22 protein-coding genes are annotated in these 21,693 nt (G+C 73.9%); 11 read left to right on the forward strand and 11 right to left on the reverse strand.

The window, feature by feature from the left end:
• Positions 1-45: 45 nt before the first annotated feature.
• A complete protein-coding gene (locus ACODR5_RS11950) occupies positions 46-1,197 on the reverse strand; it encodes a glycosyltransferase family 4 protein (protein ID WP_488983771.1) in 1,152 nt (383 codons plus the stop codon).
• A gap of 196 nt (positions 1,198-1,393) precedes the next feature.
• Here ACODR5_RS11950 and ACODR5_RS11955 point away from each other — a divergent pair, with 196 nt between their 5' ends.
• Positions 1,394-1,723 (forward strand): MerR family transcriptional regulator, encoded by a 330-nt coding sequence (locus ACODR5_RS11955; RefSeq protein WP_449854459.1) that lies wholly within the window; start codon positions 1,394-1,396, stop codon positions 1,721-1,723.
• A 91-nt stretch (positions 1,724-1,814) separates the two neighbouring features.
• Here the strand turns inward: ACODR5_RS11955 and ACODR5_RS11960 are convergent, their stop codons facing one another.
• A complete protein-coding gene (locus ACODR5_RS11960) occupies positions 1,815-2,246 on the reverse strand; it encodes an Rv3235 family protein (RefSeq protein WP_449854494.1) in 432 nt (143 codons plus the stop codon).
• Between the two features lie 161 nt (positions 2,247-2,407).
• Here ACODR5_RS11960 and ACODR5_RS11965 point away from each other — a divergent pair, with 161 nt between their 5' ends.
• The gene (locus ACODR5_RS11965) at positions 2,408-3,001 is read left to right on the forward strand and encodes a hypothetical protein (protein WP_460816787.1); all 594 of its coding nucleotides are present in this window, start codon (positions 2,408-2,410) and stop codon (positions 2,999-3,001) included.
• Between the two features lie 5 nt (positions 3,002-3,006).
• Here ACODR5_RS11965 and ACODR5_RS11970 read toward each other — a convergent pair whose 3' ends face one another.
• A complete protein-coding gene (locus ACODR5_RS11970) occupies positions 3,007-3,291 on the reverse strand; it encodes a helix-turn-helix domain-containing protein (RefSeq protein ID WP_460816785.1) in 285 nt (94 codons plus the stop codon).
• A gap of 50 nt (positions 3,292-3,341) precedes the next feature.
• Here ACODR5_RS11970 and ACODR5_RS11975 point away from each other — a divergent pair, with 50 nt between their 5' ends.
• The 3 genes from ACODR5_RS11975 (at position 3,342) to ACODR5_RS11985 (ending at position 6,774) form a co-directional block, all read left to right on the forward strand.
• Complete coding sequence (locus ACODR5_RS11975; protein ID WP_460816783.1) at positions 3,342-3,986, forward strand: SAF domain-containing protein; 645 nt, start codon at positions 3,342-3,344, stop codon at positions 3,984-3,986.
• Positions 3,983-5,227, forward strand: a complete 1,245-nt coding sequence (locus ACODR5_RS11980; protein WP_488983772.1) for a CpaE/TadZ family protein — start codon at positions 3,983-3,985, stop codon at positions 5,225-5,227. Before ACODR5_RS11975 ends, ACODR5_RS11980 begins: the two co-directional genes overlap by 4 nt.
• A gap of 71 nt (positions 5,228-5,298) precedes the next feature.
• On the forward strand, positions 5,299-6,774 hold the full coding sequence (locus tag ACODR5_RS11985) for a sensor histidine kinase (RefSeq protein WP_488983773.1): 1,476 nt from the start codon (positions 5,299-5,301) through the stop codon (positions 6,772-6,774).
• Between the two features lie 62 nt (positions 6,775-6,836).
• Here ACODR5_RS11985 and ACODR5_RS11990 read toward each other — a convergent pair whose 3' ends face one another.
• A complete protein-coding gene (locus ACODR5_RS11990) occupies positions 6,837-7,085 on the reverse strand; it encodes a WhiB family transcriptional regulator (protein ID WP_067025888.1) in 249 nt (82 codons plus the stop codon).
• A 189-nt stretch (positions 7,086-7,274) separates the two neighbouring features.
• On the opposite strand from ACODR5_RS11990, the gene ACODR5_RS11995 reads away from it, so the two are divergent.
• The gene (locus ACODR5_RS11995; protein ID WP_449854453.1) at positions 7,275-7,670 is read left to right on the forward strand and encodes a histidine kinase; all 396 of its coding nucleotides are present in this window, start codon (positions 7,275-7,277) and stop codon (positions 7,668-7,670) included.
• Here ACODR5_RS11995 and ACODR5_RS12000 read toward each other — a convergent pair.
• The 3 genes from ACODR5_RS12000 to ACODR5_RS12010 are packed head-to-tail and all read right to left on the reverse strand — an operon-like array spanning position 7,624 to position 10,156.
• Positions 7,624-8,394, reverse strand: a complete 771-nt coding sequence (locus tag ACODR5_RS12000; protein ID WP_449854452.1) for an EI24 domain-containing protein — start codon at positions 8,392-8,394, stop codon at positions 7,624-7,626. The genes ACODR5_RS11995 and ACODR5_RS12000 overlap by 47 nt on opposite strands.
• 20 nt (positions 8,395-8,414) lie before the next feature.
• Positions 8,415-9,782 (reverse strand): permease prefix domain 1-containing protein, encoded by a 1,368-nt coding sequence (locus ACODR5_RS12005; RefSeq protein ID WP_488983774.1) that lies wholly within the window; start codon positions 9,780-9,782, stop codon positions 8,415-8,417.
• Entirely contained in the window at positions 9,782-10,156 is a 375-nt protein-coding gene (locus ACODR5_RS12010; RefSeq protein WP_460816776.1) for a PadR family transcriptional regulator, read from the reverse strand. The genes ACODR5_RS12005 and ACODR5_RS12010 overlap by 1 nt, the downstream gene beginning before the upstream one ends.
• Positions 10,157-10,320: 164 nt before the next feature.
• Here ACODR5_RS12010 and ACODR5_RS12015 point away from each other — a divergent pair, with 164 nt between their 5' ends.
• The 4 genes from ACODR5_RS12015 to ACODR5_RS12030 all read left to right on the forward strand — a co-directional run bounded on the left by ACODR5_RS12015 (position 10,321) and on the right by ACODR5_RS12030 (position 16,062).
• A complete protein-coding gene (locus tag ACODR5_RS12015; RefSeq protein ID WP_488983775.1) occupies positions 10,321-12,828 on the forward strand; it encodes an ATP-dependent Clp protease ATP-binding subunit in 2,508 nt (835 codons plus the stop codon).
• Between the two features lie 107 nt (positions 12,829-12,935).
• Positions 12,936-13,883 carry a nucleoside hydrolase gene (locus ACODR5_RS12020; protein WP_460816772.1) on the forward strand — a complete coding sequence of 316 codons (948 nt, stop codon included), beginning with the start codon at positions 12,936-12,938 and terminating at the stop codon, positions 13,881-13,883.
• Between the two features lie 117 nt (positions 13,884-14,000).
• Positions 14,001-15,347, forward strand: a complete 1,347-nt coding sequence (locus ACODR5_RS12025) for a TrkH family potassium uptake protein (RefSeq protein WP_488983780.1) — start codon at positions 14,001-14,003, stop codon at positions 15,345-15,347.
• 19 nt (positions 15,348-15,366) lie between these two features.
• Complete coding sequence (locus tag ACODR5_RS12030) at positions 15,367-16,062, forward strand: potassium channel family protein (protein WP_488983776.1); 696 nt, start codon at positions 15,367-15,369, stop codon at positions 16,060-16,062.
• A gap of 35 nt (positions 16,063-16,097) precedes the next feature.
• Here the strand turns inward: ACODR5_RS12030 and ACODR5_RS12035 are convergent, their stop codons facing one another.
• The 3 genes from ACODR5_RS12035 to ACODR5_RS12045 are packed head-to-tail and all read right to left on the reverse strand — an operon-like array spanning position 16,098 to position 19,461.
• The gene (locus ACODR5_RS12035) at positions 16,098-17,027 is read right to left on the reverse strand and encodes an NYN domain-containing protein (protein ID WP_488983781.1); all 930 of its coding nucleotides are present in this window, start codon (positions 17,025-17,027) and stop codon (positions 16,098-16,100) included.
• Positions 17,028-17,071: 44 nt separating this feature from the next.
• Positions 17,072-18,097, reverse strand: a complete 1,026-nt coding sequence (locus ACODR5_RS12040; RefSeq protein WP_488983777.1) for a Gfo/Idh/MocA family protein — start codon at positions 18,095-18,097, stop codon at positions 17,072-17,074.
• A gap of 50 nt (positions 18,098-18,147) precedes the next feature.
• Positions 18,148-19,461 (reverse strand): O-acetylhomoserine aminocarboxypropyltransferase/cysteine synthase family protein, encoded by a 1,314-nt coding sequence (locus tag ACODR5_RS12045; protein ID WP_488983778.1) that lies wholly within the window; start codon positions 19,459-19,461, stop codon positions 18,148-18,150.
• Between the two features lie 105 nt (positions 19,462-19,566).
• Here ACODR5_RS12045 and ACODR5_RS12050 point away from each other — a divergent pair, with 105 nt between their 5' ends.
• A complete protein-coding gene (locus ACODR5_RS12050; protein ID WP_460816766.1) occupies positions 19,567-20,430 on the forward strand; it encodes a hypothetical protein in 864 nt (287 codons plus the stop codon).
• Between the two features lie 15 nt (positions 20,431-20,445).
• Here the strand turns inward: ACODR5_RS12050 and ACODR5_RS12055 are convergent, their stop codons facing one another.
• Positions 20,446-21,387 (reverse strand): quinone oxidoreductase family protein, encoded by a 942-nt coding sequence (locus tag ACODR5_RS12055; RefSeq protein WP_488983779.1) that lies wholly within the window; start codon positions 21,385-21,387, stop codon positions 20,446-20,448.
• Between the last annotated feature and the right edge of the window lie 306 nt (positions 21,388-21,693).

A 21,693-nucleotide genomic window follows, 5' to 3' on the forward strand; every position in this document is an offset into this window, starting at 1 on the left:
CCCCCCCCCCCCCCCCCCCCCCCCGCAGCTGCTTCCTCGCCGGTTTCAGGCGGCGACGAGGCCGGCCGTGTCGCGGCCCTCGTCCTCGTACAGCTCCATCGGCTCGAGCAGGGAGCGGTAGACGCGCTCGTAGCCCTCGGCCATCACGGCGAGGTCGAAGCGGCGCTCGGCGTGGCGGCGGCACTCCCACGGGTCCAGCTCCTCGGCCGCGACGATCGCCGCCGCGAGCTCGCGGGCATCGGCGTCCGGATCGACGACGACGCCCGTGCGTCCGTGCGCGACCACCTCCGGCACGCTGCCGCGCCGCGTGGCGACGACGGGCGTTCCGCACGCCATGGCCTCCACCATGACCATGCCGAACGGCTCCTCCCACTGGATCGGGAACACCAGTGCCCGCGCGGCGGCGAACAGCTCGCGCTTCAGCGCGGCATCGGCCTCGCCGACGTACTCGGCGTCGGCGCCCAGGCGCGGGCGGACCTCGGCGTCGAAGTACGCGTGCTCGGCGCGCTCGTTGAGTTTGCCCGCCAGCACGATCCGCCGGCCGGCCGCCCGTGCCGCGTCGATCGCGAGGTGCGGGGCCTTGTCGGGGCTGAAGCGCCCGATCCACAGGACGAGGTCGTCCTTGCGCTCGCGCATCGGGAACGACGCCACATCGACCGCGTTGTGCACGGTGCCGCACCAGTTGATGCGCGGGTTGGCGCGGCGCTGCGCGTCCGAGATCGCGACGACCGACACGCTGCGGCCGAGCAGCTCGTGGTAACGGCCGTTCTCGCCGGCGACGGGGCCGTGCATCGTGACGACGGTGGGAGCCGCGCGGCCGCCCGCCAGCAGCGGCCCGCACAGCGTGTTGTCGTGCACGACGTCGACGCCGGCGTCCTCGAGCGCGCGGCCCGCGAAGGCGGCGGCGATCGCCTCGGGGACGGGCTCGCCCAGTCGCCCTGTGGGCGGAGCGTCGTAGACGGCGTGGAACTCCTGCGCGCTCGTGCCGTTGTCGCCCGCGCCCACGAGCACGACCTCGTGTCCGCGTGCGACCAGCGCGTCGACGAGGCCCGCGACCACGGCCTCCGTCCCGCCGTAGCCGGCGGGCGGCAGCGAGAACCAGGGCGGGGCCACCATCCCGATGCGCAGCGACGTGCGCGGCGAGGCGGCGGCCTCGGGTGTCGGTGCCGTGAGCGCGGACGTGGTCGTGAACGACATGGAACCTCCCTGCGGTGGGGAGGCCGGCCGCAGCGGGCACAGCGAGAACCGCTTGCGCGGCGCCGCGGATCGCGCAGGCCGGCCTCCGAATCGGAGCGAAGCAAACCTGCAAGTGAAGTTATAAGATAGCCGCGAGCAAAGTGCAAGAAACGGCGCGACGGAGGCGGCGCCGGACGATGAGCGACGAGGGAGCACCGTGGGCGACGACGCCAGGACGACGGACCGCATCCTCTCGGATGAGCCGTTCTACACCATCGGGCAGGTGGCCACCCTGCTGGGTGTGCCTGCCGCGCAGCTGCGCCGGCTGGATGCGCTCGAGATCGTGCAGCCGGATCGCTCGCGGGGCAACCAGCGCCGCTACTCGGCCGACGAGATCGAGCGGCTCCGCGAGGTGCTCGCGCTGGGGGAGGAGGGCGTGACCCTGCCCGGAGTCCGCAAGATCCTCGAGCTGCGGCGCCGGGTCGATGAGCTGGAGGACCGCCTCGCCCGGCAGACCGACGACGCGCCACCGTCCGCCGCGTCCTGAGGCGCATCGCCGGAAACCCGCGAGACAGCATTCCCGCGCCGAGACAGCGGCGTGACGCCACGGTCTCGGCGCGCGGTTGCTGTCTCGCGGATCAGAGGATCGCGAGCGACGTCGCGCGCCAGCGCCGGTCCATGCCCTCCAGCCGTACGGCGACGGCGCGCGTGCGGGCGGGGGCGGCGACGATCACGACGCCCTCGACGGCGCCCTCGGACGGCGACGACCAGCGCACCGACCGGATGGCGTAGGCGGGGTGCTTGGCCGGCTGCTGCCGCGCGCTGCGGGCGCGCTTGGCGAGGTTGGCGCGCGTGAGCAGCGAGCGGTACGGCTCCTCGGCCAGCCACCGCGCGAGCTGATCGACGTCGCGCACGCCGGCGAGGACCTCGAGCACACCGCGCGCCAGCCCGTCGAGCAGGGGCGTCGGATCGGGCAGCTCCGCGGTGGGCGTGCGCTGCGGGGCGAACAGCTCGCTCACATCGAGCGCGCTGCGGGCGCGGCGTCGCTCGCTCCGCGACGTCATCGGCATCGACATGGCGCCTCCCCTCGGTGTCCGCCGCCTGCTCCGGTCAGATGGCCAGCAGTTCAGCACGGTCCTCGCGCAGCGGGCACGAGGCATAGATGCCTGTGCAGGAAGCAGGCTGTGGAGAACGGAGGGCGCGGCGGTGCCGGATCCCCTACCGTCGTCGCGTGCGATGGGAACGGTTCTTCCAGGACCTCGAGGATCAGCTCGCGGCGGAGTGGGACGCCGAGCGCGCGGCGCTGGACTCCGAGTCCGAGCGGCTGCGCATCGCCGGGCTGGCGCTGCGGGACCGCCTGCGCGGCCTCGTGGGCGCGGGTCCCGTCGCGTTCGAGCTGGCCGACGGCTCGCGGCACGACGCCGCGATCGCGGCCGTCGGGGCGGACTGGATCGCCGCCCGCCCGGAGACGGCGGGGGTGCTGATCGTGCCGCTCGCCGCCGTGCGCCTGCTCGGGGTGCCGGAGCCCGAGCTGCTGCGCAGCGCGCGGGCGCTCGCGGAGGCGGATCGGCTGGCCGCGCGCGTCACGCTCGGCTTCGCGCTGCGGGATCTCGCCCGCCGGCGGGTGCCCGTGACGCTCGGCCTGTCGGGAGGCCGGACGGCGACCGGGACCCTCGACCGGGTCGGCGCCGACCACCTGGACCTCGCGCTGCACGCCCTCGACGCGCCGCGGCGCGCGGCCGACGTCGCGGGCTTCCGGATCGTCCCCCTCGCGGCGCTCGCATGGCTCCGCGCCGACGCCGACGCCGGCTCCGTGCTGACGTGAGGACGTCAGGGCCGCGGACCGCGGGCGCCCCACACCTCGGGGAAGCTCGCGATCTGCGACTCGTGCCACAGCGCGATCCGGCGGGCCTCCTCGGCCTGCTCGTCGAGGTACGCCTCGACGCTCGCCTGCTCGATGCGCCACACGGCCGGTGCCCCGAGGCGCGCCCCGCTCAGCCGGCCCTCGTGGACCAGCGACATGACCGCGTCGACATCGAGCGCGAGCAGCTCCGCCACCTGGGCCGGTGCCAGATGGCGGGCCACAGGTGCGTCGCCGAGACCGGGTTCCGCCATGAGGCCATTATCCGTCTCTACCCGGGTCGGGGCATGTACTGCACGGGTCTGTGGATAACTTCGACGCGCTCGGGATCGCTCCTGGCACCATGAACGCCATGATCCGCAAGCGCGCCTTCTGGAGCGACGCCCGATTCTTCGTGGGCGTCGCGCTCATCGCCGCATCGGTGGCGGGCGTCTGGGGCGTGGTGGCCGCCTCGCGGCACACCGTGCCCGTGCTCGCCGCGTCGTCCACGATCGTCCCGGGCCAGGCCGTGACGGCCGCCGACCTGCGCGTCGTGGACGTCGGCCTCGGCCAGGCCGACGGCCTCTACCTGACGCCCGACGAGCTGGGGGACGGGCTCGTGGCGGCGCGCACGATCGGCGCGGGCGAGCTCGTGCCGATCGAGGCGGTGGGATCGTCGGCGACCGTGACGACCGTCGTCGTCCGCAGCGCCGCCGAGGTGCCCGGCGCGGTGACCGCGGGCACCGCCGTCGAGCTGTGGGAGGCGCCGGCCACCGACGACGGCTTCGACGCGCCGCGCGTGCTCGTCGCCGACGCCACCGTCGCCGCCGTGGTGCGCGCGGAGGCCGTGATGGCGACGGGCGAGACGAGCGTGGAGCTCGTCGTCGATCGCTCCGATGTCGCCGATGTGCTCGCCGCGGTGGCGGCGGGTTCCGCGCTGTCGGTCGTGCCGACGGGGAGCGGCGGATGAGGGTCGTCGTCGCGCTCGAGGAGCCGCACGGCGCGCGCATCGCCGCCGAGCTGCGGCGCGGAGGGCACGAGGCGCTCGGGGTGCCCGTGGCGCTCGTGGCACGGGAGGCCGCGGACGAGCACTCGCGGCTGCACGAGGCGCTCGCGGGCTCCGACCTGCTGGCGGTGGCGCTCGATCGCGCCGCGCTCACCCCCGACCTCGTGCGCGCGTGCGACCGGCACGCCGTGCGGATCGTGGCCCTCGCCGGGCGCGGCGCCGATGCGCGGCTGGCGCGCGCGTTCGGCCTGGCCGAACCCCTCCCGATCGAGTCCCGCGGCGACGCGATCGTGGCGGCGGCGCGCGGCGGCATCGGGCACGGCGCATCCGGCACGGGCGGCACCGTGACCGCGGTGTGGGGACCGCACGGGGCGCCGGGCCGCACCGCCCTCGCCATCGAGCTGGCCGTGGCGCTGGGCACGCGCGACCGGCGGGCGGCGCTGGTCGACGCCGACACGCACGCGCCCGCGATCGCCGTGGCACTGGGCCTGCCGGAGGAGAGCCCCGGCGTCGCCGCCGCGTGTCGACGGGCCGCTGAGGGGATCGACCCGCCGGAGCTCAGCCGCATCAGCGTGCCCATCGGCGGCACGGCGGCCCACGTCGACGTGCTGACCGGCCTCAACCGCCCCTCGCGGTGGCCGGAGCTGTCGGGCGCGCGCCTCGGCGCGGTGCTGGACGCGTGCCGCGGCTGGTCCGCCCACACCGTCGTCGATGTCGCGGCGCCGCTGGAGCGCGACGAGGAGATCGTGAGCGACCTCGAGGGCCCGCGCCGCAACGCCGCCACGCTCACGGCGCTCGAGCGCGCGGATCGGATCGTCGCCGTCGCGTCGGCCGATCCGGTCGGCATCGGCCGGTTCATCCGCGCGCACGCCGAGCTGCGCGCGCTCGTCGGGCCCACGCCCGTGCACGTGGTCGTGAACCGGCTGCGCACGGGCGCCCTCGGCGTCGACGCCCGCGGGCAGGTGCGCCGCACGCTGGAGCGCTTCGCCGGCCTCGGCGAGGTCTCGTTCGTCCCGCATGACGGGCGCGCCGCCGACGCCGCGCTGCTGGCCGCGAGGCCGGTGGGCGAGGTCGCGCCGCGCTCGTCGCTGGCTCAGGCGGTGCGGCGCGTGGCCGAGCGGATCGAGGCGCCGACCGCGGCGGCGCGGCACGCTCCCGACGAGGCGAGGCCGGGTCGGCGCGCGCTGCGGCGCCGGGCGGCCTGAGCGACGCGACCGGCGTCTCTCGCCGGCGACTGCGCCCCGGGAAGCGGCGGCGGCCCGCCTAGACTGAAGCGGTGTCGACCCTCAGCGATCTCGTCTCGGCCCAGGGCATCCAGAGCGAATCGGACATCGAATGGCTCCACAAGGTGGCGGCCGACGGCCAGCTGCTGGCCGATCTGTCCTTCGCCGACATCGTGCTGTGGGCGCCGACGGCCGACGACTCGTATCTCGCCGTGGCCCACGTGCGCCCCAGCGGGGCGGCGACGCTGTTCTACCGCGACATCGTGGGGGAGCGCGTGCGCCCGCAGTGGCTGAGCCAGGTGCGCGAGGCCGTCACGACGCAGAGCATCGTCGACTCGTCGTCGCCGGAGTGGTTCGAGGAGACCCCCACGCGCGTGCGCGCGGTCCCGGTCGTGCGCCGCGACGAGGACGGCGGGCGCGTGCTCGGCGTGCTCACGCGCCACAGCAACCTCGGCGAGCTGCGCGCGCCGTCGCGGCAGCAGCTGACGTTCAACGAGTGCGCCGACGAGATCTTCGCGATGATCGCCACCGGCGGCTTCCCCGATGCCGACGCCCCGACGGGCGCGAGGCGGGGCGCGCCGCGCGCGAACGACGGGCTGATCCGGCTCGACGCCGACGGCGTCGTCACGTTCGCGAGCCCCAACGCGCTCTCGGCGTTCACCCGCCTCGGCTTCGGCGACGAGCTCGAGGGCGAGTCGCTCGCCGAGGTCACGGCGGCGCTCTCCGACGCCTCGATCGACGCCGACGAGTCGCTGCCGGTCGTGGCGTCGGGTCGCGCCCCGTGGCGCACCGACATCCACGCGCGCGGCGTGGCCGTGGCGCTGCGCACCATCCCGCTCAGCGAGAACGGCAGGCGCACCGGCGCCATCGTGCTCTCGCGCGACGTGACGGAGCTGCGCAACCAGGAGCAGGAGATCCTGACGAAGGACGCCACGATTCGCGAGATCCATCACCGCGTCAAGAACAACCTGCAGACGGTGGCCTCGCTGCTGCGGATCCAGGCCCGCCGCACGCCGTCCGACGAGGCGCGCGACGCGCTGGGGCAGGCGATGCGCCGCGTGGCGTCGATTGCCGTCGTGCACGACACCCTCTCGGAGGGTCTGAGCCAGAACGTCGACTTCGACGTGGTGTTCGATCGCGTGCTGCGCCTGGTGGCGGAGGTGGCCGCGGCGCCGAACACGCTCGCGCGCACGCACCGCAGCGGCGAGTTCGGGGTGCTGCCGAGCAAGTACGCGACGCCGCTGGCGCTCGCGCTCACCGAGATCGTCACCAACGCGGTCGAGCACGGTCTGAAGGACTCGGACGGCGACGTGGAGATCAGCGCGGACCGCAGCGAGGAGCGCCTCGAGGTGCGGGTGCGCGACACCGGCGCTGGCCTGCCGGCCGGTCAGGTGGGCAGGGGACTGGGCACGCAGATCGTTCGGACGCTCATCCAGGGCGAGCTGGGCGGCTCGATCGACTGGACCTCACCCGACGGGGGAGGCACCGACGTGATCGTCGACATCCCGCTGCGCTGGATCGGGCGCTGACGCCGGGCGCGAAAAACGGCCCCCGGCGACAGGGGCCGTGATCGCGCGGGTGTGCCGCGGTGTCAGCTGGCGCGGCGGGCGCGGGCGGCGCGGCGCTTCAGGGCGCGGCGCTCGTCCTCGCTGAGGCCGCCCCACACGCCCGAGTCCTGGCCGGTCTCGAGGGCGTACTGCAGGCACACCTCGGTGACGGTGCAGCGGGCGCAGACGGACTTCGCCTTCTCGATCTGGTCGATGGCCGGCCCGGTGTTCCCGACGGGGAAGAAGAGCTCGGGGTCGACGGTGAGGCAGGCGGCCTTGTCGCGCCAGTCCATGGTGGTGCTCCTAGATGTGGTGGGAAAACAGATGCGATTCCAGCGGCTGTTCGGGTGAGCACTACGCTGGGATATGCCGCGAGCGCTGCTCGCTCCCACCACGTTGTGGGGAAACATACCGTTAACAAGTCTCTTACAGATGGAGACGTGAGTCAACGGTTTCTGAATGGATCAAGAATCGGAACGCCCATGACGACCCCCTCCGGCACCCCCGTTCCCGCGCGCCTGGCGGCCGCGCTGCTCGCGCTGGAGGCCCTCGCCCTGCTGGTGCTGGCGGGCTGGCAGGTGGTCGCGATGCTCGGTGGCGACACGGCGTCGCTGCCGACGGCGATCGCGCTCCTGGTCTTCACGATCGTGGCTGCGGGCGGCGTCGGAGCGTTCGCCTACGCGGTGCTCACCGACCGGTCCTGGGGCCGATCCGGCGGCATCGTGACGCAGCTGCTCGTGCTCGCGGTGGCGCTGGGGGCGCTCACCGGTCAGTACGCCCATCCGCTCGTCGCGCTCGTCTTGGCCGTGCCCGCGGTGATCGGGCTCGTGCTCATCGCGCGGGCGGCGAAGGCCGCCGCTCCCGAGGCGGGACGCTAGCCCCCTCTGCCAGCTCGCGCGCCAGCAACGCGGCACCCGCCACGGCCGCGGGCATCACGGCGATCGCGCCGCCGGGCACGAGGAAGCACAGCTGCGTCGCGACGCCGAAACCGAGCATCCGCCCGCGGGATCCGCGCCGCAGGCGACGGCGGCCGGCCGCGCCGATGCCGCGCGCCGTCAGTCCGCGCTGCGTGAGCTCGTCGGCCAGCGTCCAGCCGGTGAGGCCGACGCCGAGCACGGCCGCGAGCGCCGTGCCCGCGACCGGGATGAGGCCGAGCAGCAGCGTCAGCAGCGCGATGCCGGCGCCGCGGGCCACGAGCGAGACCGCGTCTCCCGCCGCGCGCCACAGCGAGTAGCGGGACTCGGGGACGCCGCCGCCGGTGTCGCGCTCGACGGAGGACCAGATCCGCTGGTACGCGGGCTCGCCCACGAGCAGCACGACGGCGGTGAACGTCGCGATGGCGAGCGCGATCGCGCCGGCGAGCACCGCGAGCGCGACGAGGACGCGCAGCGCGCCCGCCCAGAACGCATCCCAGCCCGCGGCGAAGGGCGTCATCCACTCCACGAGGCCCGGCAGCGCGAAGCCGAGCGCCAGGAGGGCGGCCGAGAACACCACCGCCACGACGGCGGCGGGCACGAGCCCGGTGGCCATCAGCCCCGGTCGCGCCCGCCACCAGGCGAAGCCGCGGCCCAGCGTCGCCACGCCCCGCCAGAACTCCCGCATGGGGTCAGTCTAGGAACGGCTCACGCGAAGGCGAACAGGAACGGGAACGCGAGGGCGACCACGGCCGCCCACGCCGGGTAGAGCGGCAGGAACGAGGTCTGCCAGCGCTCCAGCGCCGCGAACCCCTCCCGGTGGCGCAGGAAGCGCAGCGTGAGCCACGCCTGCCCGGCCAGGTGCACGAGCAGCAGCAGGTTGAGCCCGAGCGCAGCGGTCTTGTTGGCGCTCACGCCGAACTCCGCGATCCGGGTGATCATGGCCGTCAGCGCGACGAGGTCGACCGCGATCGCGATGACGAGCATGCCCAGCTGCAGAGCGTCGAACGGCCCGGCCGGCGCGAGCGCCTCGCGCGCGGAGATCGTGTAGAGGGTCAGTGCGAGCACGAGGATGAGCACGCCGTCCATGAGGATCAGCAGCTCCCGGTCGACGAGGGCGAGCGAGCCCGCCGTGGCGAGGGCGGCGAGCATCCACAGCAGCGCGAGCGTGACGATCGGCGTGAACACGCGCGTGAGCACGGGCACGATGTTCTCGATCACGTTCTGCTTCGCCTCGACGAGCCACGCGGCCACGAGCACGGCACCCGGCACGCACACCCGCGGGATCGCGCCGATCGCGACGGTCGTGTCCGTGCCGGTCAGCGAGAGCACGGCGCTCGTGAGGCCGATCAGCACGCCGCCGCCGAGGGCGAGCAGCACGAAGTACACGGCGAACTCGCCCGTGAACCGCACGAAATCCATCCGCGCCGCGTGGTCGCGCCAGCGCCCCGCCGCATACGCGATGCCCACGAGCCCCCACGCGACGATCGGCAGGTGGATGGTCGTGAGCAGCTCCGTCGCCCCGACCCCCGTCGCGCTGGGGAACGGCATCAGGGCCTGCGTCGCGACGAGCACGCCGAACACGACGGCCAGCGCCACGGTCGTGCGCGGGGCCGGCCGGCGCTTCCACACGAAGTACGCCGCGAGGAACGCGAGCACCAGGGTCGGCAGCACGCGGAACAGCGCCGCATTGGCCTCGACGCCGCCGAGCGGCGCGCCGTAGGAGAACAGCTGGATGAGCGCGAGAACGGTGAGGCCGGCGGCGGCGCCGAGCCCGATCGCGACGATGGGCTCGCGGCGATCCGCCGCGAGCCCATCGGCCGCCGTCAGCTGCTTCCACATCCGCTCGGTGTGCTCGCGGGCGAACTCGCGCGAGATCGCGTCGGTGCCGCCCATCCGCCGGATCGCGACGAGGAAGGCCTCGTCGTCGGCCAGTCCCGCCGCGGAGAGGTCGTCGATCTGCGCGCGCAGGTGATCCTCGAGCTCGTCCAGATCGGCGGCGGCGATCGCGCGGTGCCGCTGCAGGTAGCCGCGCCACTGGGCGATCTGCTCCTCGACCTCCGCCCGCGGCGCCATCACGCCCACGCTCCCGCGGTCGTGCCTGCCGCGTTCGGGCCGGCGGGGCGGGCCTCCCAGACGTTCCGCATGACGTCGGCCACGACCTCCCACTGCGCCCGGCGCTCCTCGAGCAGGGCGCGGCCGGCGTCCGTGATCGCGTAGTGCTTGCGGCGACGCCCCGTCTCCGAGGTGCCCCACGTGGCGGACAGCAGGCCCGCCCGCTCGAGCCGGTGCAGCAGCGGATAGAGCATGCCGTCCGTCCACTCCATCCGGCCGCCCGACAGCTCGCTCACGCGCTTCAGGATCGCGTAGCCGTACAGCTCGCCGTCGGCGAGGATGCCGAGCACGAGCGGGGTGGCGGAGGCCGCCACGAGGTCCTTGTCGATGCGCATGCGCGCCTCCGTTCATCCCTTGTACCTCTAGGTAATCGAACCTAGCGCATCTAGGTATGGATTCGGGCTGGGAATAGGCCGGGATGCGGCGCCGTTCAACTTGATACAACCGCACTCAACTTCTAAAGTTGATGGCGAACCGCTCAAGTTTTAGGAGACAAGGAATGGCCGACTTCCCCCAGGACGGTCTCGGCGCGTTCGACGAGTTCCTCGCGCGCTACCTGCAGGGTGAGCGCGCCCGCTCGGCGCGGTCGATCGACCTCAGCCGCTTCCTCAGCGCGCGCACGCAGAGCCTGCTGCAGCGCGCCGCCGCGTTCGCGCACGCCCGCGGCCAGCAGGAGATGGACGCCCTCCACGTGCTGCGCGTGCTCCTCGACGACGACACGGTCGCCCGGGCGGTCGCGCGCGTCGGCGCCGAACTCGACGCGCTGCGCTCCGAGACGGAGCAGCGCCTGCCGCAGGAGAGCCTCCCCGTCCACAGCGACGAGGCGGTGATCACCCCCGCCGTGCAGCGCGCGATGTTCCACGCGTACCAGGTGGCGCGCTCCGCGGGCGCGACCTACATCGATCCGGAGCACGTGTTCTTCGCGCTCGTGCTGGCGCAGGACTCGCCCGCCGGGCAGATCCTCTCGCGCGCCGGCGTGACGCCCGAGGCGCTCACGCAGGGCGCCCGCGAGGCCGTCTCGCCGCAGGGCGCGCCGGAGGAGGCGCCGTCCGGCGGCGGATCGATGCTCGAGAAGTACGGCGTCGACCTGACCGCGCGCGCCGAGGCCGGGGAGCTCGACCCCGTGATCGGCCGGGCCGACGAGATCGAGCAGACCATCGAGATCCTCTCGCGCCGCACCAAGAACAACCCCGTGCTCGTCGGTGAGGCCGGCGTGGGCAAGACCGCCATCGTCGAGGGCCTGGCCCGCGCGATCGTGGCGGGCGAGGTGCCCGAGCAGCTGCGCAGCAAGCGCGTCATCGCGCTCGATCTGCCCGGCATGCTCGCCGGCACGCGCTTCCGCGGCGACTTCGAGGAGCGCCTCACCAAGACGATCGACGAGGTCGCCGAGCACCGCGGCGAGCTGATCCTGTTCCTCGACGAGATCCACACGCTCGTCGGCGCGGGCGGCGGCGGTGAGGGCGCCATGGACGCCGGCAACATCCTCAAGCCGCGCCTCGCGCGCGGCGAGCTGCACCTCGTCGGCGCCACGACGCTGAAGGAATACCGCACGATCGAGAAGGACGCCGCGCTGGAGCGCCGCTTCCAGCCGGTGCGCGTGGGTGAGCCGTCGATCGCCGACGCGGTCGAGATCCTGCGCGGCCTGCGCCCGGCGTACGAGGAGCACCACGGTGTGACGTACACCGACGACGCGCTGCGCGCCGCCGTGGAGCTGAGCGACCGCTACCTCACGGAGCGCGTGCTGCCCGACAAGGCCATCGACCTCATCGACCAGGCGGGCGCCCGACTGCGGCTGCGCCTGGGCGTGCCGGTCGACACCGCCGCGCTCATGGAGCGGCTCGCCACGCTCGAGTCCGAGAAGAACGCCGCCGTCGCCGCCGAGCGGTACGAGGAGGCCTCACGCCTGCGCGACGAGATCGCCGACGTCCAGCGCCGCCTCGACGAGGCCGCCACGAGCGGCGCGCCCGCGGGCGCGGTCGTGGACGAGCCCGAGATCGCGGCCGTCGTGAGCCGCGCCACGGGCATCCCCGCCAGCCGGATCACCGAGACCGAGCGGGCGCGCCTGGCCGGCCTGGAGGACGAGCTGCACGCGCGCGTCATCGGCCAGGACGACGCCGTGCGCGCGGTCGCGCGGTCGGTGCGCCGCAGCCGCACCGGCATGGGCGATGCCCGCCGCCCCGTCGGCTCGTTCCTGTTCCTCGGCCCCACCGGCGTCGGCAAGACCGAGCTGGCGAAGGCCCTCGCGGCGAGCCTGTTCGACGACGAGGGCGCGATCGTCCGCTTCGACATGAGCGAGTTCGGCGAGCGGCACACCGTCGCGCGCCTCGTCGGCGCCCCTCCCGGGTACGTCGGCTACGACGAGGCGGGCCAGCTCACCGAGCGCGTGCGGCGCAACCCGTACTCGATCGTGCTGTTCGACGAGATCGAGAAAGCGCACCCCGACGTGTTCAACCTGCTGCTGCAGGTGCTCGACGACGGCCGCCTGACCGACGGCCAGGGACGCACGGTCGACTTCCGCAACACCGTGGTCGTGATGACCTCGAACCTCGGCTCGGAGTTCCTGGCCTCGCGCAGCGGCGCCATCGGGTTCTCCGCGAGCGGCGCGGAGTACGACGAGAAGGACCTGCGCGACCGGGTGATGGGCCGGCTGCGCGAGTCGATGCGCCCGGAGTTCCTCAACCGCATCGACGAGATCGTGCTGTTCCGCAAGCTCGACCGCGAGCAGCTGCGGCGCATCGTCGACCTGCTGCTCGGCGCCACCCGCGCGCGCCTGGGCGCCCGCGAGATCTCGCTCGAGGTCTCCGAGGCCGCGATCGACTGGCTCGCCGAGCACGGGTACGAGCCCGAGTACGGCGCCCGCCCGCTGCGCCGCCTCATCCAGCGCGAGGTGGACGACCGGATCGCCGATCTCCTGGTGGCGGGCGACCTGGCGGACGGCGGCCGCGTGCGCCTCGACGCCGTCGCGGGCGAGCTCCTCGTCACGGCCGACGCCCCGGTCGCGGCCTGACCCTCCGCGAACCCGCCCTCGATCCGCCACCCCGCGCCCGATCCGGCGCGGGTTCGGCGAACGGGGGCGGGTTCGGTGCCTTCGCTCGCGGAAACTAGGATCGGTCGGTGACCACCAGCATCATCCTCGACGTCGACACCGGGGTGGACGACGCCCTCGCCATCCTCACCGCCGCGCTCTCGCCCGAGATCGAGCTCGTCGCCTGCACCACCACGTGGGGCAACGTGGACGTCGACACGGCCGCCCGCAACACGGCGTTCGTCCTGAACATGGCGGGCCGATCGGATGTGCCCGTGGCGCGCGGCGCCGAGGGGCCCTCGAACGGCGCCACGGCGTCGTTCTCGACGAACGTGCACGGGGAGGACGGCCAGGGCGGCCAGGCCGACACGTCGTTCGTGCCCGCGCTCACCGCCGAGACGGCCCCCGAGCTCATCATCCGCCTGAGCCACGAGCGGCCGGGCGAGTTGCACCTCGTCGCGGTGGGCCCGCTCACGAACCTCGCCGACGCGCTCGCGGCCGATCCGACGCTGCCCGAGCGGATCCGCGAGGTCACGATCATGGGCGGCAGCTTCCTGGCGCCCGGCAACATCACCCCGGCCGCCGAGGCGAACATCTGGCACGACCCGGAGGCGGCCCAGCGCGTCGTCGAGGCCGGGTGGGCGTGCACCTTCGTCGGGCTCGACGTGACGATGCGCGACATGCTCGAGGAGGACCACCTGCGCGCGCTCGCCGCCGGCGGCGCGATCGGGGGCTACTGCGCCCGGATCCTCGATGCGTACTACGACTTCTACCTCGGCGAGACGGGGCGTCGCTGCGCCGGCAACCACGACGCGCTCGCCGTGGGCATCGCCGCCGGCCTGGCCACCGCGACGCTCGCCCCGGTGGTGCCGATCGAGATCGACACCACCGACGGGCCGAACCGCGGCCGCACGAGCGCCGACCTGCGCGGCATCCACAACGACTGGCCCGCCGTCGCCGGCGCGCGCCACCGCGCCGTGCTCGCGACCGAGCCGGGGTTCACCGACCGGATGACGCACCTGCTCGCCGGGGCATGAGCGGGGCCGGGGCCGAGGACAGCGGCCCCGGCGCGCCGCGGCGGAGCGGACTTGCGCGCGCGCCGGATCGGCGTAGTGTCATCGTTCGTGATTCATCGGGCGCCCGCCGGGGCGCGCATGGCGCGGGCGCGGTCAGCCGCCCGCCGCGGCCTCGCACCCGCGCAGGCGATCGTCACCGGATTCGGTGCCGCCCTGCTCGTCGGCACCACCCTGCTGTGGCTGCCGATCTCGAGCGTGGGGCCGGGCGCGACCTTCGTCGAGGCGATCTTCACGGCGACCTCCGCGCTGTGCGTCACGGGCCTCACCGTGGTCGACACGGCCGTGTTCTGGAGCCCGTTCGGGAAGCTCGTCATCCTCGCCCTCATCCAGCTCGGCGGGCTCGGCATCATGCTGTTCGCCGCGCTCGTCGGCCTCGCGCTCGCGCGGCGGCTGTCGGTGCGGGCGAGGCTCAACACGGCGGCCGAGGCGAAGGCGTTCGGCGTCCCGGACGTGCGGCGGCTCGCGCGCGGCATCTTCCTGACGAGCCTCGGGATCGAGGCCGTCGTCGCGATCGTGCTCGCGCTGCGCTTCGCGCTCGCCTACGGATACGACGCGGCGCAGTCGGTGTGGCACGGCGTCTTCCACGCCGTCTCGGCGTTCAACAACGCCGGCTTCGCGCTCTACACCGACAACATGATGGGCTTCGTGGCCGATCCGTGGATCGCGCTGCCCATGTGCGCGGCGATCGTGCTGGGCGGCATCGGCTTCCCCGTGCTGCGCGAGCTGAAGCGCGCCTGGCGGCGCCCGCTGCACTGGTCGATGAACACGCGCATCGTGCTGCCAGGCACGCTCGTGCTGCTCGCGCTCGGCACGCTCGCGATCACCGTCATCGAGTGGGAGAACCCCGGCACCCTGGGGCACGAGGATCCCGCGACGCGCGTGCTGGCCGGCTTCTACCACTCCGTGCAGACGCGCACGGCGGGGTTCAACTCGGTCGACATCGGCGCGATGCACGACGAGACGTGGCTCGTGATGGACATCCTGATGTTCATCGGCGGCGGCCCCGCCGGCACGGCGGGCGGCATCAAGATCACGACCTTCGCCGTGCTGTTCTTCATCCTGTGGACCGAGCTGCGCGGCGGCACGGCCGTGAACATCTTCGGCAAGCGGCTGGCGCGCTCGGTGCACCGCGAGGCGATCTCGGTCGTCCTCATGGCGATCGGCGCCGTGGTGGCGGCGACGGTGGCGATCCTCGCGATGACCGATTTCGACCTCGACCGCGTGCTGTTCGAGTGCGTCTCGGCGTTCGCGACGGTGGGGCTGTCGACTGGCATCACGGCGGACCTGCCGGAGGTCGGCCAGCTCATCCTCGTCGTGCTCATGTTCCTCGGCCGCATCGGGCCGCTCACCCTCGGCTCGGCGCTCGCGCTCCGCGAGCGCCGCATCGCCTACGAGCTCCCCAAGGAGCGCCCCGTCATCGGCTGACGGGCGGAAAGGACAACTGATGGGATCGTTCCTCTCGTTCGGAGAGAACGCCAGGCGCATCGCCGAGGCCGACTCGGTCGCGGTGATCGGCCTGGGAAGGTTCGGCGCGTCCGTCGCGCTCGAGCTGATGGCCTCGGGCACCGAGGTGCTCGGGATCGACGCGGATGAGGACCGGGTGCAGGAGCTCAACGGGCGCCTCACCCAGGTGGTCCGCGCCGACGCCACGAAGGAGGAGGTGCTGCGTCAGCTCGCCGTCGACCAGTTCGACCGCGCCGTCGTCGCGGTCAGCGGCGATCTGAAGGTCTCGATCCTGTGCGCCTCGCTGCTGCTGCAGCTGAACGGCCCGGTGATCTGGGCGAAGGCGATCGACGAGCAGCACGGCCGGATCCTCGAGCAGCTCGGCGTGCATCACGTCGTGTACCCCGAGTCCGACATGGGCCGCCGCGTCGCCCACCTCGTGCGCGGCGCCGCGAAGGACTACCTCGAGATCGAGGCCGGCTACGCCCTCGTCAAGGCCGCCGCGCCCACCGAGCTGCACGGCGTCGAGCTCGGCGACAGCGACCTGCGCCGCCGCCACGGCGTGACGATCGCGGCGTGGCGCGGCGCCGAGGGGGAGTGGCGGTACGCCGACAGCGCCACCGTGCTGCACGAGGGCGACATCGTGCTCGCGGTCGGGCCGACCCGCCGCGTCGAGGCCTTCGCGCAGCTGCGCTGAGCGCCGCCACGCCCGCCGCCAGGGCTGAGTGCGGCTCAGTCCTTCAGGCGCACGAGGCGCTCGTGCCCGCTCTCCTGCACCTCGGCGAGCTGCTCGCGCGACTTCACGAAGTCGGTGAACGAGCGGAAGCCGAGCGTCTTCTCGCTGAACGAGGGATCCATCCGGCGCATGTGCTGCTTCACGGCGGAGGTGTGCAGCCACTCGGCGTCGTCGCCCTTGTCGCGGCCCAGGCGCAGCGCGCGCTCGAGCAGGCGCGAGGCGGCCGCGTGCAGGTCCTCGGGTGGGATCTCGTCGAAGGGCACCATGGTGTCCTCCTCCTCGACCGGCTCCTGCTTGGCGCGCGAGGACCGGCGGCTGCGCTTGGGCTCGCCCTCCGCCTTCGGCGCCGGCTCGCCCTTGTCGGCCGGTGCTGCCTTCTCGGGCGCGGCGGCCTTGGCGGCCTTCGGCTTCTCGGGCACGGTGACGCCGGGCAGCGTGTCGTACGCCTCGAACTCGTCGCACGCGGCGGCGAGCGACTTGGCGGTGGAGCCCGCGACCCCCACGCCGACGACGTAGCGGCCGAGCCGGCGGCAGCGCTGGGCGAGGGGGACGTAGTCGCTGTCGCCGCCCACGATCACGACGTGGGTGAGGTCGGGCAGGCGGAACATGTCCTCCACGGTGTCGACCGCGAGGCGGATGTCGGCGCCGTTCTTGGCGTAGGCCGCGGCGGGGAACAGCTGCACGAGGTCGACCGCGCGGGCCACGAGCTGCTGCCGGTACTCGGCGTTCACGGGCGAGGACCAGTCGGCGTACGCGCGGGTGAGCACGAGGGTGCCGAACGACGCGGCGTAGTCGATGATGGCGCCGACGTCGATCGTGGCGCGCTGCAGGCGCTCGGCGATCTCCGGATCCGTCGGGTCGTCCGCGATCCGCGAGCGGTCGCGGGAGTACGAGTTGCGTCCGTGGACGCGGTCGTACCAGCTCATGACGATGTTGTCGAAGTCCAGGTAGACGGCGACGCGGCTGTCGGTCACTTCGGCTCCGTTCGGTCGCTGAGGGCGTCGGCCGGCAGGGCCGACTCCGACGGGTAGGTGACGCCGATCTGGCGGCGGATCTCGTCGAGGGCGCCCATGATCTCCACGGTCTCGTCGATGGGCAGGATGTCGCCGGCGAGGTTCCCCTCGGCGACGAGCCGCTCGGCGGCGAGGGCCTCGAACTGCATGCCGCGCCCCTCGATCCGGCTCTCGTACGTCTCGAGCACCTCGCCGGAGGTGCCGGTGAGGCGGAACGACGTGGGCCCGTAGAAGGCGCGGTCGATGTCGATGCGCGCCTCGGTGCCGATGATGTGCGCGGTCGTGGGACCGGCGGCGCGCGAGGACGAGAGCGTGGTGGAAAGGGCGCCGCCCGCGTGCGTCATGATCGTCGCCACCTCGGTGTCGGCGCCGGTCTCGCCCAGGCGGGCCGTGGCCGAGATGCTCGTGGGCGCGCCCAGCACATCCCACACGAACGAGATCGGGTAGACCCCGAGGTCCAGCAGGGCCCCGCCGCCGAGCGCGAGCGCGTTCAGGCGGTGGGCGGGGTCGCTCGGCAGCTTCTGGGTGTGGTCGGCGTGCATCGCGCGGATCTCGCCGAGGGCGCCGGAGGCGACGAGCTCGCGGATGCGCACCATGTGGGGCAGCCACCGCGTCCACATCGCCTCCATGACGAGCAGGCCCTTCTCGGCGGCCAGGTCGCGCAGGGCGGCGGCCTCGGCCTGGTTCACCGTGAAGGCCTTCTCGACGAGCGCGTGCTTGCCGTGCTCGAGCGCGAGCCGCGCCGCGGCGTAGTGCATGGGGTGCGGCGTGCCGATGTAGACGATGTCGATGTCGGGGTCGGCCACGAGCGCCTCGTAGGAGGCGTGGGCGCGGGGGATGTCGTACTCCCGGGCGAACGCCTCGGCGCTGGCCGCGGAGCGCGAGCCGACGGCGCGCAGATCCCGCCCCGAGATGCGCAGATCGCCCGCGAACACCCCCGAGATGCGGCCCGTTGCGAGGATTCCCCAGCGAAGTCCTGTCATGTCCCCGAGCCTACGCGGTCGGCGCTGGGTCGAGAGCAGGGCGCGGGCCGTCAGAGCCGGTCGAGGGCCTGGGCGAGGTCGGCGATGAGGGCGGCCGGATCCTCGAGGCCGATGGAGAGCCGGATCGTGGCGTACGAGATGCCGGCCGCCGCGAGCTGGTCGCGCGTGAGGTGGTTGTGCGTCATGGTGGCCGGGTGACACGCCAGCGAGCGCGCGTCGCCGATGTTCGCCACGAGCCGCACGAGCCGCAGCGCGTCGACGACCGTCTCGACGCGCGCGTAGTCGGCCTCGTCGTCGCCCGTGCGCTCCAGCTCGAACGCGAACACCGACGGCACGCCGCGCGGCAGGTACCGCGCCGCGAGCGCGTGCCACGGGCTGGCCTCCAGCCCCGGGTGGTGCACGGCGGCGACGGCCGGGTGATCGGCGAGGAACCGCGCCACCTCGAGGCCCGAGGCGGCGTGGCGGTCCACGCGGAGATTGAGCGTCTCGACGCCCTCGAGGATCTGGAAGGCGTTGAACGGCGACAGCGCCGGCCCGAGGTCGGCGATGTACTTGGACTTCACGAGGGTCGTGAACGCGCCCTCGCGCCCGAACGCCTCCCACAGCGAGACGCCGCCGAACCGCCCGTGCGGCGCGGTGAGCGCGGGCCACCGCTCCGGCTGCGCGCCGAAGTCGAACGTGCCGAGATCGACGACCACGCCGCCGAGGGAGGTGCCGTGCCCGCCGAGGAACTTCGTGGCCGAGTGCACGACGATGTCGGCGCCGAACTCCTTCGGGCGCAGCAGGGCGGGCGTCGCGACGGTGTTGTCGATCACGAGGGGCACGCCGGCGGCGTGCGCTATGTCGGCGACGGCGGTCATGTCGAGCACCTGCGCGACGGGGTTGGCGACGCTCTCGGCGAAGAACGCCCGGGTGTGCGGGCGCACGGCCGCGCGCCACGCGTCGAGGTCGTCCTGATCCACGAACGTGACCTCGATCCCGAGGTCGGCGAAGGTGTCGTGGAAGAGGTCGACCGTGCCGCCGTAGAGCTGATCGGCCGCCACGATGTGGCCGCCGCGGCCGGCCAGCGCGAGGGTCGCGACCGCGGTGGCCGCCTGCCCCGATCCGGTGGCCGCCGCGGCGACGCCGCCCTCGAGCGCGGCCACGCGCTGCTCCAGCACGGCCTGCGTGGGATGGGCGTTGCGGCTGTAGATGAAGCCCTTCTCGCGCAGTGCGAAGCGCTCGCGCGCCTGCCGCAGCGAGGCGAACTGGTACGCCGACGACTGGTGGATCGGCACCGCGACGGTCTGCGGCGCCGCGACGCCCGGCTCGTATCCGGCGCCCAGCTGGGCGGTGACGAATCCCTCGGGCAGCGCGTCGCTCATGCTTCCATCCTGGGGGATGCCGCGGGCGGTGCCGGAACCGGATCGTCATACGGCGACACGGGATCGCGCCGCTCGCGGGATGGCCGCATGCGGTTGAATGAGCGCGTGGACGAAGAGGCCGAGCTCGCGGAGCTGCAGCGACGGGCCTACGGGCCCGCCGGCGACATCGATCCCGAGGGCGCCCGCCGGCTGGCGGAGCTGCAGGAGCGGGAGAGGCGGCGGCGGGCCGACGCCCCCGTCGTGGCGGCGCCCGCGGGCGGTGCGAAGCAGGCGTCCGAGGCCGCTGCTCCCGTGGCGGCCGATGCGGTGAGGCGGCCCGCGCCCGATCCCGACCCTGCCGGCCCGCCCGCGTCCGCTTTCGCCGCGCCCGCGGCGCCCTGGCCGGTCGACCCGCGCCGCGCGAGCGACGGCGCCGAGAGGGACAGGGAGCCTGGCGACGCGACGACCCCCGGAGAGGCTCCGGCGGAGTCATCGGCGGCGCGGCGGTTCTGGTCGCGCCCGGCCGTGCTCCTCGCCGCCGGCGCGGCGGCCGGCATGCTCGTCACCGCCGCGATCGCCACCGCCGTGGCGGCGGGCGGAGCCCCCGACGCGGAGTTGCGGATCGTCGACGACGAGGTGCGATACGGGCTCTACGGTCTGGGAACGGACGGCCGGGCGCACGAGGAGTACCACGGGGTGCGGGTCGAATCATCGCGGACGCCCGACGTGAGCTGCCTCTCCGTCGTGTACGACGTGCTCGATCCGGTGAGCGGGCAGATCGGCGGAAGCATGGGGACGATGGACTGCGCGCCACCGGGCGCGACCCCGACGGCGAGCGTGTGGGCGGGCGAGAGCCCGATGACCTGGGGCAGTGCCGAGATCGACGGCCTCGAGTCGGGCACCTTCGTGCGCTTCGAGCTGCACGGCGACGTCGTGGAGGTGTGGCGATTCGAGCCCGCGCCGACGCCCGCGCCGGACCAGGCGCAATGAGCCCGCGCGCGCGGGTCAGGGGACGACGATGAGCTTGCCCGTCGCGCCCTCTTCGCTGGCGCGCTGCGCGTCGGCGGCCCGCTCGAGCGGGTAGCGCTCGCCGAGTTCGATGCTGAACCGGCCGGCGGCCATGAGGGCGAGCGTCACGGGGATCGCCTCGGCGCGCAGCGCGTTCTGGCTCTCGGTGAGCGGCTCGGGGGATCCGCCGCTGAAGGCGCGGATGCCGAGGTCGGGGGCCTTCGGTCCCGCCACGATCGTCGCGATGCGGGAGCGGTCGTCGAGCAGCTCGAGCGACTGCGCGAGGGCCTCGTCGGTGCCCGCGCAGTCGAGGATCACGGTGACGCCGTCGGGAGCCGCCCCGCGCACGGCGTCGACGAGGCCGGCGCCGTAGGGGAGCGGCTCGGCCCCGAGCCCGGCGACGCGGTCGGCGCGCTCGCTGCTCGTGGTCGCGATGACGCGCGCGCCCCACAGCACGGCGAACTGGATGGCGGCCTGCCCGACCGATCCGGACCCGCCGTGGATGAGCAGCGTGTCGTCGGCGCGCACCCCGAGCGAGCGCAGCGCCTGGTAGGCCGTGCCGCAGGGGATCGGCACGCCCGCGCCCTGGGCGGCCGAGACGCCCGGCGGGCGGAAGGTGACGCGCGAGGCATCGATCGCGATGTCGGTGGCATAGGAGCCGCCGGCGGAGGTGAACACGACGGCGTCGCCCACGCGGAAGCCGTCGACGCCCTCGCCCACGCCCGTGACGTGGCCCGCGCCGTCCTGCCCCGTGCCGCGCGGCTTCGTGAGCGGACCGGAGGGGCGGATGCCGCGCCGCAGCTTGCTGTCGATGGGATTCACCCCGGCCGCCTCGACCCGGATCGTCACCTGGCCGGGGCCGGCGACGGGATCGGGGACCTCCGCCACGCTCAGGACCTCGGGACCACCCAGTTCGCTGTACTGAACCGCTCGCGCCATGCTCCGAGCCTAAGCCGATCCACCCCCCTCCCGCATCCGCCGGCGGGCTTCGAGTGCGGGTCGGCGCGATGCGGTTCCGCGGGGACTGCGGGGGTCCGCAGCCCAGCGGGGGCCCGGTTCGGGCCTTCGGCCCTCACCCCCTACTGGGCCACGGACCCCCTCCGTCCCCGCTGCCAGCCGCGGACGCGTCGCACCTGCCCAGCAACCGATGGGCTCAGCCGGTCAGCAAGGCGCCGCGGAACCGATCGGGTGCGACCCCACGGTTGCTGAACGAAGTGAGCGCCAGCGAACGAAGATGAAGCGACC

Source organism: Microbacterium sp. FG3 (genome assembly GCF_057809335.1).

Excerpts from the sequence above, each read along its gene's own strand:
- ACODR5_RS11950 (WP_488983771.1), bottom strand. The coding sequence starts at position 1,197 with ATGTCGTTCACGACCACGTCCGCGCTCACGGCACCGACACCCGAGGCC.
- ACODR5_RS11960 (WP_449854494.1), bottom strand. The coding sequence starts at position 2,246 with ATGCCGATGACGTCGCGGAGCGAGCGACGCCGCGCCCGCAGCGCGCTC.
- ACODR5_RS11970 (WP_460816785.1), bottom strand. The coding sequence starts at position 3,291 with ATGGCGGAACCCGGTCTCGGCGACGCACCTGTGGCCCGCCATCTGGCA.
- ACODR5_RS11980 (WP_488983772.1), top strand. The coding sequence starts at position 3,983 with ATGAGGGTCGTCGTCGCGCTCGAGGAGCCGCACGGCGCGCGCATCGCC.
- ACODR5_RS11990 (WP_067025888.1), bottom strand. The coding sequence starts at position 7,085 with ATGGACTGGCGCGACAAGGCCGCCTGCCTCACCGTCGACCCCGAGCTC.
- ACODR5_RS11995 (WP_449854453.1), top strand. The coding sequence starts at position 7,275 with ATGACGACCCCCTCCGGCACCCCCGTTCCCGCGCGCCTGGCGGCCGCG.
- ACODR5_RS12000 (WP_449854452.1), bottom strand. The coding sequence starts at position 8,394 with ATGCGGGAGTTCTGGCGGGGCGTGGCGACGCTGGGCCGCGGCTTCGCC.
- ACODR5_RS12005 (WP_488983774.1), bottom strand. The coding sequence starts at position 9,782 with ATGGCGCCGCGGGCGGAGGTCGAGGAGCAGATCGCCCAGTGGCGCGGC.
- ACODR5_RS12010 (WP_460816776.1), bottom strand. The coding sequence starts at position 10,156 with ATGCGCATCGACAAGGACCTCGTGGCGGCCTCCGCCACCCCGCTCGTG.
- ACODR5_RS12015 (WP_488983775.1), top strand. The coding sequence starts at position 10,321 with ATGGCCGACTTCCCCCAGGACGGTCTCGGCGCGTTCGACGAGTTCCTC.
- ACODR5_RS12025 (WP_488983780.1), top strand. The coding sequence starts at position 14,001 with ATGGCGCGGGCGCGGTCAGCCGCCCGCCGCGGCCTCGCACCCGCGCAG.
- ACODR5_RS12030 (WP_488983776.1), top strand. The coding sequence starts at position 15,367 with ATGGGATCGTTCCTCTCGTTCGGAGAGAACGCCAGGCGCATCGCCGAG.
- ACODR5_RS12035 (WP_488983781.1), bottom strand. The coding sequence starts at position 17,027 with ATGAGCTGGTACGACCGCGTCCACGGACGCAACTCGTACTCCCGCGAC.
- ACODR5_RS12040 (WP_488983777.1), bottom strand. The coding sequence starts at position 18,097 with ATGACAGGACTTCGCTGGGGAATCCTCGCAACGGGCCGCATCTCGGGG.
- ACODR5_RS12045 (WP_488983778.1), bottom strand. The coding sequence starts at position 19,461 with ATGAGCGACGCGCTGCCCGAGGGATTCGTCACCGCCCAGCTGGGCGCC.
- ACODR5_RS12055 (WP_488983779.1), bottom strand. The coding sequence starts at position 21,387 with ATGGCGCGAGCGGTTCAGTACAGCGAACTGGGTGGTCCCGAGGTCCTG.